Source organism: Bradyrhizobium sp. STM 3809, from assembly GCF_000239795.1.
Taxonomy (GTDB): Bacteria; Pseudomonadota; Alphaproteobacteria; order Rhizobiales; family Xanthobacteraceae; genus Bradyrhizobium.
In genome coordinates this window covers 1-11,846 of sequence record NZ_CAFJ01000033.1, presented here as the reverse complement: position 1 = coordinate 11,846, position 11,846 = coordinate 1, and the positions used below count along the sequence as shown (strand labels likewise).

Below are 11,846 nucleotides of genomic sequence, written 5' to 3'. Positions count from 1 at the left end.
GAAGAGCAAGGTCGGTTCTCTAATACTCGTGAAGGTCGGATTTTTCCTTACAATGGACGATCTGTTGGAACAGCATTTCGTCGCCAGTGTCAGCGATTGAAGATTGATGACCTTCATTTTCACGATTTGCGTCACGAAGGCACGAGTCGCCTTTTCGAAGCTGGATTTTCCATCGAACAGGTCGCATTGGTCACCGGGCACAAGGATTGGAAAATGCTGCGCCGCTACACACACCTAAAGCCAGAAACACTTCACTCCATCCGTTCGGCGCAGGTTGCCTGACGGGCATCGAGAACATTGGAGAAGTGAAGAGCTCAAACTGGAATGGCAAGGAATCGAATTCTCGTATTCAGCTTGGAAGGCTTTCATCGGCCCAATACTTTGAAGGCGCATTCGGACAAAAAGCAGCTCGAAACGCGATTGAACCGCCATGGCTTTTTCTGCTTGTCCAAATCGTGAGAGGCCTTGACCTTGCCCCCAAGTTTTATCCAGGTCTGAGTTGGTTCGGGCGGTTGGCCCACATCGACTCTCTCACCCGCTCATCCATGGGGTTAGAGGCGGTGGTTCTTGCCAGAACGTCGTCTGCGAACCACCTGGGGGGCGCCCCGAGACGCGTCGGGGGTACCGCCTTTCCACACAATCGTAGGAGTTGCGCTATTTACTTCGAGCTTCGGACTGAGAAGGGTGAAACCCAGCGATATGCAAGGGAAACGAGACAAAGCCAAGAATTCAGCGTCTTTGGGTCGAACGCTTGCATCATCACGGCGCTTAGAGACCAAGCACGCTCGCCACGATCAGGGAACTCTTTGCAATGCCAATTTGTCGCAAGCGAAGCCATCACCGGACGTCGCGGCGGACATATTCCCACACCTTGGAAACGACCACAGAGCCCTCGCCAACGGCAGAGGCGACGCGCTTGACTGACCCTGCCCGCACATCGCCGACCGCAAAGATGCCCGCCATGGACGTCGCATAGGGCGAATTTAGCTGCCCACATTGGGTTCCCGTTTGAACGAACCCCTTGCTGTCAAGCTGAACTAGCCCCCTGAGCCACTCGGTGTTCGGTGCTGCGCCGACCATAACGAACATCGCGCGCGTCGAGATCTCCTGTTGTGCTTTGGATGCTCGATTACTGATGACTACCTTTTCCAGATGGTTGGGTCCCAGCAGAGCAGTGACCTCGCTTTCAAAATGTATCTTGATTTTCGGATCGGCCGCGAGCCGGCTTGAAAGATAGTCTGACATTGATGCCGCAAGTGTCCGGCCCCGAACTACAAGGTGCACCATTCGAGCAGTCCTGCTAAGATACATCGCGGCCTGGCCTGCACTGTTGCCACCTCCGATGATCACAGCGTCCGTAGACCGGCAATACCGAGCCTCAATTTCGGTCGCGGCGTAGTAAACTCCGTGGCCCTCGAAGGCCTCAAGACGCTCGAGCGACAGTCGGCGATATTGAACACCGGTAGCGACGATGACGGCGCAAGCACAGATCGACTGCCCATTGTCGAAACGCGCGCAAAATGATCCATTCAGCCTTTCGAGGGTGACGACCCGGTGCGGCATCGAAAATCTTGTGCCAAACTTCATCGCCTGAATCTCGCCGCGCCAGACCAAGTCAGCTCCCGAGATACCGGTCGGGAAGCCCATATAATTTTCGATCCGACTCGACGTGCCAGCCTGCCCCCCGATCGCGAGATCCTCAACAACCAATGCCTTGAGGCCTTCCGCGCCGGCATACACCCCCGCCGCAACGCCGGCGGGACCACCACCCACTATCAGCACATCAACCTGGTCGGACTCGCTGAATTCCAGATTCAGGCCGAGTAGGCGCGCAACGGCTGCGGGCGTGGGGTTCTCAACAACGTGTTCCTTGCCAAAGATGACTGCCGGAGCGACCCCGTCGATCCCGCATGCCCTGGCGGCCGCAATCGATTCCGCGCTGCCGAGCGCAAGGCTCCGATAGGGTATTCGATTGCGGCTCGCAAATTCGGCGACGCGCCTCAAGACCTGACTTTCATCCTCACCGATCAGACGCAAGGTCGCGTCACCCTCCTTAAGCTGCCGCAGGCGCCGAGCCGCGAAAACGCCGATGATGATGTCCGACATTTCCGGAATCTGCGCCATCAGCGTAAGCATGCGGTGGCGTTCGACTTCGACGACGCGCGTGTCTTTTGCGGCGCGCATCGGCATCGTGTACCTGCCACCGCTCAAGAAAGCGATCTCACCCATATACTGCCCGGGACCCAGCGAACTCGGCAGAGCCCGCTCTCCGGTGAACGCATCGATCACCTCGATTTCACCCTCGAGGAGATAGATGAACCGGTCCATCTGATCGCCCTGCCGGACGACAACCGTACCGGCTGAATATGCACGTTCTGTTCCGGCGGCACTGATGGCAGCCACATGCTCATCCGCAAGTGGCGTCCGCTGCATTTGTCGGAGATCAAAAGCAATCGTTTCCAAGGCAAGGACTCCGGTTCGCTGGCTGGCTTGGAAAGATGCGACATCGTCAGTTCACGGCGCTCAGGGCGCCGCCAACGCGCCCAGCCCCAATCGGCATTTTGACCTGTCGATGTGGCTTCCTGTTCAAGTTCCCCTGAAATAGATCTCGGCGGGGAACTGGTCAGTAGGCTGCCTGTACAGATCATCGAAAGAGCGACCGATTTTCTGCGGATCAAACGGCGCTCCCGCCTCGACCGCGCCTATGATCGTCACCATTCCGGCGCGGACCCCGCTGTCCCTGAGTTCTTCGGCCAGCATCAAACTGAGCGACCGCAAGGCCGCCTTACCGATGCTGATCGAGGCAAATTCCATCGCCGGATAAACGGTCCATCCCCCGCCGCTAAACAGAAGCGTACCGGATTTACGTTGGAGCATATCCGGCAGAACCGCCCGGACTGAAGCAAGTGCGCCGGACACGTTGATGTTCAGCTCGCTTGTCAGCGTTGCCGGCTGGATCGTCGACGGTCTGCCCCGGGCAAGCGCCACGACATTGTAGATCAACACATCAACATTTCCAGACTTTCCGATTGCGGCCTGAACAAACTGGGCAATGGAGTCCGGCTCACCGGCATCGACGCTGAACGGGTCGACCTTGCTGGCGTCCTTGCTGAGCAACTCAATCTGGCTTCGAAGATTTTCCGGATTGCGCGACATCAGCGACGAAATCCCCCATTTGGCAAATGCGCGGGCAATGCCGAAACCTACGCCAGGGCCAAAGCCGATCAACACAGCATACGGACTTTTGGTCAGGTTCGCCTCCTGCAGCTCGCAAAGCTATTGGACTTTGGGTATTGCGTACGGTTCGGTGAGACGATGGCGGAACGGCGGCTAACCCTGGTAACCATAGGAATGCCATCGCCCCAGCACCTTGGCTCTCACATCCGCCGGCCATCCATGTTCAAGGTCGGACCTGATCGGTCGGTCTGCCGCGTCAAAGCGATCGGCCAACAGCGCATTGTGGAGAACCTTGGTCGTCTTGAAAACCGCCTTCTCGCTTTTGCTCAGGAACACCGGCAGAGCGTTTACCGCCTCATCGGGAAAATATATCTCGCCATGCGATGGATGAGCCCGACTGGTAAATGCCCACATCACTTGGGCGACATCGGTGACATCAAAATCGTCCTCCACCAGCAGCAGCTTCGGCAAGCCGAAACCCGCCTTTGAGGCAAAGATCAACTCACCAATGCGCTTACCGATCTCAGGAGATTCGAGGCCGGTAGCCTCGTGCCAATCCGGCCTCAGGGCCACCAGCATTAAATGGTTTGCGCTTTCCAGAACGGTCCAGCACATGCTGACCGGCAGACCGGCTGACCTCAAGAGGTGCAGCACTTCCGCGGCATGCGGCAGGCCCCAGCACGTATGGTTTTCCTCCACCGGCGCTCCCGCCACCGAGAAAGGCAAAATCGGATCGTTGCGGAAGGTCATCGCGGTCACAGTGAGCACCGGCTTTGCAGAACGTCCGGCGCCGACGTAGCCCGGAAACTCGTCCATCGGTCCTTCCATCGCCGTCTCGGTATGCGATACATGCCCCTCCAATACAATCTCGGCCGTCGCCGGAACATCGATCGGGACCGTTTCGGCTGGGACTAACTCCAATGGTTCGCCGAAGTAGCCTCCGAGGAACGCCGCCTCGTCCATCCCCTCTGGAATCGGCATGCCGCCAACCAGCGGCGTCGCAGGTTCAACGCCAAAGGCGATGGCAATCGGCGTGGGCAAGCCTATGGCACGCCACTTGGCGTGAATGATGCCCAAATGCTGGTTCGGCGGGATAAGGCAACCGAGCCGGTTGTGATCGAGCATCATCATCCGGTTGATAGACCAGTTGGTCCAGGATTCATCGGGCGTTCGAACGATGTTGATGCCGTAAGTCTGCAGGTACCGGCCGCCATCGTGCCCGTGAATCAGCGGAGTAGGCAAACGCATCAGATCCACGTCGGCACCGGTCAGTATATTCTGTTTGCAGGGCGCTCCCGCTGCATCGACGAGTATCGGCGGTATGGGACTTCGCGCCCTTGCATCGGCGAGTGCGCTGACCAATTCGCGCCCCCCAGCATTCGCAGGCAGACCGAGCGCCAGTGCCAGGCGAGCATAAGTCTTACCCGGGAGGGCACTCAAGCCTCCCGGCGCACCGAGCGCCCTGAAGCCTGGCTCGATACCGGCTATTCGCTCGAACAGGGGTGCGGGCGCGCGGAGGTCCATGGAATGCCGCGTAACGGCTCCCATTTCCAGATTCCAGTCGACCTCCATGGTCACCCTGTTGAGATCTCCGATCGCCTCCAAAGCGGACAGCCAATCACGGATAGACTTCAGGCGTTTCAGCATGGATCGTTTCCTTCCTTGGGAGTCGCGTGAAACGGCTTCGACCCGCCGTATCTCTGTTGTTTGGTGCCGCCCCAGCGCTCGACGAGCCCGGCGTCGAGTTCGAACAGATCAAGTACCCGACCGATGCTGTGATCGACCATTGCGCTGAGGCTGGCCGGTTTGGCATAGAAGGCCGGCACTGGCGGAAAAATGATTGCTCCGGATTCCGTGGCGGCCAGCAGCGCCTTCAGGTGACCGGCATGAAGTGGTGTTTCACGTACCATGAGCACGAGACGCCGACGCTCCTTCAAGCAAACGTCGGCTGCTCTGGTCAGCAGGTTGGATGTAGCGCACGAGGCAATTTCACCTACGGTTCGCATCGAGCACGGGGCGACCACCATTCCGATGGTACGAAACGAGCCAGACGCTATCGCTGCGCCTATGTCTCCGATGAGATAGCTGACATCGGCCTTGTCCCGAAGCTGCTTGGTAGAAAGGTCCGTCTCATAGGCCAGCGTCATTTCTCCGGGCTTGGTTATGACCAGATGGCTCTCGATCCGCAGTTCGCGCAATAATTCCAGCAGACGAATGGCGTAAACCACACCTGTCGCGCCAGATACTCCAACGATCATGCGCGGCGGCTCAAAGGGCGTGCGCATAACTTCCACAACGAGTTTGTGGCACGCACCGGATTGGTAAGCGCGACAACTGCTCAAGCATTGCTGACCTCTCCCTCACCTGCGCCTTCCCTCATCGCTCCGGACACGGCCCACCGGCCACGACCCATGCACGAAGCGAGGCGATGAAGTCGCTCTTGGAAAGCGGCGGCGTCTCCCGATGTCCCCCGGGGTCCCAAGCCCAATTGACGCGCGCATCATGGTCCATGTGATCCAGCAAAGCGGCAAGATCCCGACCACCATTCGTTGACGGGTCTTTCAGTGTCCGACAAAGCGCGCTCGCATCCAGTCCCTCCCAAGCCATGCTAGCCGGTGCGAGCGACCATCCGGCGGCGCCCGGAATGCTCGATGTTTCGTTATTGCTCTCATGATGACAGGACTGGCACCTGAGCCCGACCGCCCCGTGCCCGTCATCGCCTCGCACAACGCGGGGCGAATGCATGCGAGACATTTCACCCACTTTTGGTGTCCGACCCGCGGGATGACAGTTGACACAGCGCGGGTGCGACAGAACACGGGCAACGGGCGCGAACAGATCGCCGTTAAGATCCGATGATCGAACGCTCGGAGCAACGGCGAAACACATTCCAACGATCAGGCCTATCGAGATCGGCAAAACAACGTGGGAAACACGCATCGGATTCCACTCAGGACCAGCGCAAGTCGATGTTGCTGAGTGGCAGCGATCGGACACGCTTTCCAATTGCAGCAAACACAGCATTGGAGAGAGCTGGCGACACACAGGGGACGCCGCATTCCCCAATGCCCGTCGGCGGATCGCTAGAGCGAATGATATGCACATCTATCTTCGGCATCTCAGAAAGCCGTAGCGGCTCGAAGCCGTCAAAGTTGCTCTGTGCAACCTCGCCTTCCTTCAGAAGGATCTCACCGCGCAATGCTGCGCCGAGAGCAAAGCCTATCCCACCCTCCATCTGAGCCCTGATGATGTCAGGATTGACGGAGAGGCCAGGATCGACCGCGCAGACCACCCGATCCACCCTCAACGTGCCGTCTCTTTCAACTGTCACATCGATGACGTTGGCGACATAGCTTCCGAAGCTTTCGTGAACCGCCACCCCACGACCACGTCCCCTCGGCAAGGGGGTTCCCCAGCTGGCTTTTTCGGCGGCCAACAATAAAACGCCGAGGTGCCGCGGATGATCGGCCAGCAGCGCGCGGCGATATTCGACTGGATCCTTGCCAGCGATCGCGGCCAGCTCATCGATAAATACCTCCGTTGAGTGAGCTGTGTGGGTATGACCCACTGCACGCCACCAATTCACCGGCACGCCGACTTTGGGTGTGGAGACATCGACCAGAAAATGGGGTATGGCGTAGGGAAGATCGACGGCACCTTCCACGGTCATGGAATCGATACCGTTCTGCACCAGCAAGGCTTCGCCGGCCGTTCCCTTGTTGATCGATTGCGTGACGATGCGATCATGCCAAGCGAGTGGCGTTCCGTCCTGCGCGAGCACCGCGCGCAAACGATGATAAGTCAGCGGTCGATACCACCCGCCGCGCATATCGTCTTCACGCAGGTACTGTAACTTCAGCGGCCATTTTCCGCCGGTGGCCTTGGCGATCAGCGCGATCTCTACGGCAAAGTCGGCTCCGGTGGTGGTGCGCCGGCCGAAGCTTCCGCCGGCCCAAAGCGTATTGATGTGGACTTGATCGGGCCTCAGGCCAAGAATTGAAGACACGGCATATGCATCGGCCGACTGGCCCTGACAGCCATACCAGAGATCAGCCCTGACACCGGGCGTCCATTGTATGGTGATGTTGACCGGCTCCATCGCCGCATGGGCAAGATAGGGGTACTCGAACGAAGCTTCGATGATTTTACCAGACGCCAAAACGCCCGCCGCATCGCCTTTGCGGACCGCGACGTCACCTTGCGCGCTCGCCAGTTCGCGATAGGTCCCCAACAGATCCGCCGAACTCCTGGACTCAGCCTCGGATAAGTCCCACTCAATCCTGAGCGCGCGTTTCGCCTTGATCGCGCTCCATGTATCGTCGGCAACCACGACTACGCCGATCGGCAGAGCGAGCACTTCCAGAACGCCGGAGATAGACTTAACTTCGGCAATGTTGACAGTCTTGGGAACTCCGCCGAATTTCGGCGCATGCGTGATCATCGCGAGCTTCATTCCCTCACGCATCACATCGATCGTGAACAAGGCCTTGCCTGTGGTCTTGTCGACATTATCCAGACGCATGCCGGGACGATCGACCCCGATCAGGCGATATTGCCCGGGATCTTTCGGTTGCGGCTTTTCCGGCTGAGCCAACGTAGCTGCAACTGCGATCAGTTCGCCGAAACTCGCCCTGTTTGAGCCGCAACTGACGATACCACGGTTGATCGTGACATCCGCGCTCTTGATGTCCCAAAGTTTGGCGGCAGTTGCGATCATCAGCGCGCGCGCCGTCGCGCCGGCGTGACGGAGTTGGTCAAAGGAATTTGCCATCGACGTCGAAGCACCGGTCCCCATAAATCCCTTAAAGAACAGGTTGCCGTAGAGGTCGGCGCGGGAGGGGGCAAACTCGAAGCGCATTTGGGCCCAATCGGCGTCAAGCTCATCCGCGATGATCGTTGTCAGGCCTGTTGCGATGCCTTGGCCCTTGTCGAGGTGCTTGACGATAACTGTGACGATCGAGTCTAGACCAATTCGCACGAAAGCGTTTGGTGCCAACACCTCCTGCGGGCTGGCTGTTTGCGATCTTGCTCGTCCAGAGCCGAACACAAAGCCAACAAAGAGCCCAGCGGCGCCACCTTTTAGGATAACTCGCCGAGACGACAATAAAGCAGGTTCCGGCCGATCGATAGCTGTCATGGACGCCCAGCCAGTAATTTCGCCGCCCCATGGATGGCGGCACGAATCCGAACATAGGTCGCGCACCGACATAGATTTCCATCCATCGCATTGCTGATGTCGTCGTCAGTCGGTTTCGCGTTTTTCGTCAGGAGCGCCACCGCGCTTACGATCTGGCCGGATTGACAATAGCCGCATTGTGCGACCTCAAGCGCCTGCCAGCTGCTTTGCACTGCCTTGGCAACAGTTGAGGAAAGCCCCTCAATCGTTGTGACATTCTTTGCGCCAACTTCATCGACCGATATCGAGCACGATCTAACGGCGTCCCCGTCAAGAAGCACCGTGCATGCGCCACAGAGGCCGACACCACATCCGTATTTCGTTCCCGTCAACCCGATATGATCCCGAATAGCCCAAAGAAGCGGCATCGCCGGATCAACTGCGATCGTTTTCTTGGTATTGTTGACCGTCAGTGTAGCCATGACTTGTTCCGCATGCCTGCAATGGAATGTTGTCAGATGGGAGTTAGTCCATAAACTCATTGAGCGCTGCGATAACCGCGTCGGGCTGATCTATTTGCGGAAAGTGCCCGGCATCGGGGATCAACAGCATCCTCGCCCCCGCGATTTGACGGCAGAACACGTCGGTCAAAGCCGACGGGACGAGACGATCGTCGGCGCCCCACAACAGAAGCGTTGGTGCCCCTATCTTTGGCATCAAATCCTCGAGACGTGGCGAAGCGAAAAGACTCTTGCCCCAGGTTGCCGAAATGGCCTTCTCGCCGGACGCGACATAGGCATCGAAGGCGCGTTGGGCCAACCCCGGCATCTTCGCAATTTTGGGATTGATCGTGATGTCGATCAATTGCTGCATCTGATCACCGTTATCGGGATCGAAATTGACCGGGGGCTGGCCTTCAAACATGGCCCTGAAACCCGCAACATCGATCAGCACCAGCCGTCGAATCCGTTCCGGGTACGTCGCCGCAAATGTAGCGGCTACCCATCCGCCTACGGAGTTTCCGACGACATCGGCCTGCGCGACGTTGTGAGCATCGAGCAGCGCCTTGATCGCTGCAGACTGAACCGTCATCGATAGATCATCACCACATTTCGAAGACTCGCCAAAACCGAGCATATCGACGCAAAAGACACGCCGTGTATCGGACAGCGCCTGCGCAACACCGATCCAATCCTCCTTGTGACCGCCGACACCATGGATGATGACGATCGCCGGGGCTTCTTCGACGAAAATATAAGAAAGGACATTGTCGCCGCCTATCGCGAGGCTCGATGTCTTCATCGAAGATACCATCATCAGCTCTACTTTCACTTCCAAAGCCCGCTTCGCAACTTAGGCCGGGCAGTAGATTTTTGCCCTGACTCGATTGCGCCAATAAGGACTATATTGCGCATTCTCGAATGGTTCGGGCGTTCGCCATCCCACCTCAAGTCGGAGGACACCACCGTCGTGTCGGAGCACGTTCATTGACCACGCTACTTCCCCCTGCTAATCGTCTAAGCCTCGGTCCTGATCCTAAAACGGTATCGATCTTCATCGCTATGATTTGTCCGCTCGATTTTCATACCAATCGTCCAGTACTCGGCTTGGACTTTTGGCGATGAGAGAAATTAGAGGACGTCCGGATGCGATGTCCGATGTTCTCGCTCTCGTGCGAATGCAGAGCGGGTTTGTTTGCACCAGTGAATTTCATGCGCCTTGGAGCGTCAGCTTTCGAAACCCCTTGTCTCACTTTCACATCGTGCGAGGCGGGTCGGCGTGGCTATCTCTGGATGATCAGGCACCAGTTCGATTGCAGCCAGGCGACCTCGCAATTTTGCCGCGGGGAACCGGACATGTGCTCAGCAGCGATCTCGCTCTCGAGCCGATTCCTCTCGAAACAGCGATCGCCGATTCGCCGGCGGGCGAAGGCCGACGGCTGCGGGTAGGAGGCAATGGGGAAATGACCGAGGTGGTTTGCGGTCAGTTCTCCTTCGCTGGCGTGCTGGCGCCGAAACTTCTGACGGTTTTGCCGGCTCTGATTATCGTCGAGGCCCTGCAAGGCATTCAACAGGAGTGGGTTCGGCTGATCAGCCATTTCTTGATTGAGGAAACACGCAGTTCTGAGCCGGGCTCGGCCATTATGATCGAGCGACTACTAGACCTGCTCTTCGTCCAGGCCATCAGGGCGTGGGGCACCAAAAATCCGAGCAACCTCGGCTGGCTCAGCGGTCTCAAGGACCCCTCAATCGGACGCGCCCTGTCTGCGATTCATGCTGAACCCGCTCGAAATTGGACCGTCGAGACCCTCGCCGGACTGGCTGGTCTGTCCCGGTCGGCCTTTTCCGCCCGCTTTTCCGACGCGGTGGGACAGCCACCGCTCACCTACCTCGCGGGCTGGCGTTTGAACCTGGCCGCTGATCAGCTCCGGAGCGGAACGTTCACGATCGGCGAGATTGCGTCCGCTGTGGGGTATGGCTCAGAAGCCGCGTTGAGCCGCGCATTCAAGACACAGTTCGGAGTAACGCCGTCCGCGTTTCGTCGCTCCGGCGGAATTTAGCTTGGCGCGACGCCAATCGGCTTGACGATCGCATCCGTATCGGCCCGGCCCGATATGCCTTTCAGTCCGTCCCCACAGGAAAGGTCATGCCGCACTGAGCGCAGGCGATTCACACTCAACATCCGCATATACAGGTCCGTCACGCGCTTTCGCTTGCCTCGAATAAGTCTGACCTACCCCTAAGAATTTCCTCCAGAAGGATTTAGAGTCCGCCCTGACGAAGGACGGATAGATGAAGCGGAAGCGGTTCACGGAAGAACAGATCATCGCTGTTTTGAAGGGAGCACGAGGCCGGCGCGAAGACGGCTGATCTGGCTCAAAAGCAAGGGATCTCGGAAGCGACGTTCCACAATTGGAAGGCCAAGTTCGGCGGTATGGACGTCTCCGAGGCGAAGCGGCTCAAGGCTCTCGAGGACGAGAATGCCAAGCTGAAGAAGCTGCTCGCAGAACAGATGCTCGATCGGGCGCGCTGCGGGAACTGCTCCCAAAAAAATTGTAGGCCTGCCGCCAAGCGCGCCGCCGGCGCATCTGGAGGCCAAGCTGGGCCTGTCGGAACGGCGGGCCTGTTTGATTGTCGGGGCAGACCGGACGATGGTCCGCTACCGGTCCCGTCGGCCACCTGACACCGAGCTTCGGGGGCGCCTGTGGGAACTCGCCAGCGAACGGCGACGCTTCGGTTATCGGCGTCTGTTCGTCCTGCTGCGGCGGGAGGGCGAGCCGTTCGGGATCAATCGGATCCACTGGCTCTACCGAGAGGAAGGGCTCACTGTTCGCAACCGCCGTACCCGCCGCAAGGCGTGCGGCGTCCGCGTGGCAATCCGAGTGGAGGCAAACACCTGTGCTTCCGTAGAACAAAGAATTCCACAACGTTCGCGCGGCCACGTCGTATCCCACAGAGTAGTGTAGCTGGCATGGTGGGTCACCGGGCAATTCCGGTGCGGGCCGAGCTGTTCAGCCTGCCACAGCGGGCAGGCCAGCAATGGGATCGTCGTT

At 58.5% G+C, this 11,846-nt stretch carries 9 protein-coding genes and 1 pseudogene; 3 read left to right on the top strand and 7 right to left on the bottom strand.

All coding sequences use genetic code 11. The features are described 5' to 3' along the window. Positions 1–282: tyrosine-type recombinase/integrase (locus tag BRAS3809_RS34545; protein WP_170323241.1), on the top strand; the 282-nt coding region annotated here is incomplete at its 5' end. 555 nt (positions 283–837) lie between these two features. Here the strand turns inward: BRAS3809_RS34545 and BRAS3809_RS01555 are convergent. The 7 genes from BRAS3809_RS01555 to BRAS3809_RS01530 all read right to left on the bottom strand — a co-directional run bounded on the left by BRAS3809_RS01555 (position 838) and on the right by BRAS3809_RS01530 (position 9,625). Beyond that, the gene (locus BRAS3809_RS01555; RefSeq protein WP_035654934.1) at positions 838–2,463 is read right to left on the bottom strand and encodes an FAD-dependent oxidoreductase; all 1,626 of its coding nucleotides are present in this window, start codon (positions 2,461–2,463) and stop codon (positions 838–840) included. 123 nt (positions 2,464–2,586) lie between these two features. Then, a complete protein-coding gene (locus BRAS3809_RS01550; protein ID WP_170323240.1) occupies positions 2,587–3,228 on the bottom strand; it encodes an SDR family NAD(P)-dependent oxidoreductase in 642 nt (213 codons plus the stop codon). 102 nt (positions 3,229–3,330) lie between these two features. After that, positions 3,331–4,824, bottom strand: a complete 1,494-nt coding sequence (locus tag BRAS3809_RS01545; protein ID WP_008960344.1) for a UbiD family decarboxylase — start codon at positions 4,822–4,824, stop codon at positions 3,331–3,333. Continuing rightward, the gene (locus BRAS3809_RS01540; protein WP_008960343.1) at positions 4,818–5,462 is read right to left on the bottom strand and encodes a UbiX family flavin prenyltransferase; all 645 of its coding nucleotides are present in this window, start codon (positions 5,460–5,462) and stop codon (positions 4,818–4,820) included. Before BRAS3809_RS01540 ends, BRAS3809_RS01545 begins: the two co-directional genes overlap by 7 nt. Before the next feature lie 665 nt (positions 5,463–6,127). After that, positions 6,128–8,314, bottom strand: coding sequence for a xanthine dehydrogenase family protein molybdopterin-binding subunit (locus tag BRAS3809_RS01535; RefSeq protein WP_035654929.1), 2,187 nt, complete (start codon positions 8,312–8,314; stop codon positions 6,128–6,130). Continuing rightward, on the bottom strand, positions 8,311–8,775 hold the full coding sequence (locus BRAS3809_RS34540) for a (2Fe-2S)-binding protein (protein WP_083839025.1): 465 nt from the start codon (positions 8,773–8,775) through the stop codon (positions 8,311–8,313). Before BRAS3809_RS34540 ends, BRAS3809_RS01535 begins: the two co-directional genes overlap by 4 nt. A gap of 43 nt (positions 8,776–8,818) precedes the next feature. After that, complete coding sequence (locus BRAS3809_RS01530) at positions 8,819–9,625, bottom strand: alpha/beta fold hydrolase (protein ID WP_240535575.1); 807 nt, start codon at positions 9,623–9,625, stop codon at positions 8,819–8,821. Positions 9,626–9,944: 319 nt separating this feature from the next. On the opposite strand from BRAS3809_RS01530, the gene BRAS3809_RS34480 reads away from it, so the two are divergent. Further along, entirely contained in the window at positions 9,945–10,853 is a 909-nt protein-coding gene (locus BRAS3809_RS34480; RefSeq protein WP_170323239.1) for an AraC family transcriptional regulator, read from the top strand. Positions 10,854–11,085: 232 nt separating this feature from the next. Then, positions 11,086–11,684, top strand: a pseudogene (locus tag BRAS3809_RS34535) (transposase); the annotation flags it as partial. Positions 11,685–11,846: the final 162 nt, after the last annotated feature.

Bases quoted from the DNA above. Each gene is read 5' to 3' on its own strand.
- BRAS3809_RS01545 (WP_008960344.1), bottom strand. From the start codon at position 4,824: ATGCTGAAACGCCTGAAGTCTATCCGTGATTGGCTGTCCGCTTTGGAG.
- BRAS3809_RS01540 (WP_008960343.1), bottom strand. From the start codon at position 5,462: ATGCGCACGCCCTTTGAGCCGCCGCGCATGATCGTTGGAGTATCTGGC.
- BRAS3809_RS01535 (WP_035654929.1), bottom strand. From the start codon at position 8,314: ATGACAGCTATCGATCGGCCGGAACCTGCTTTATTGTCGTCTCGGCGA.
- BRAS3809_RS34480 (WP_170323239.1), top strand. From the start codon at position 9,945: ATGTCCGATGTTCTCGCTCTCGTGCGAATGCAGAGCGGGTTTGTTTGC.
- BRAS3809_RS34540 (WP_083839025.1), bottom strand. From the start codon at position 8,775: ATGGCTACACTGACGGTCAACAATACCAAGAAAACGATCGCAGTTGAT.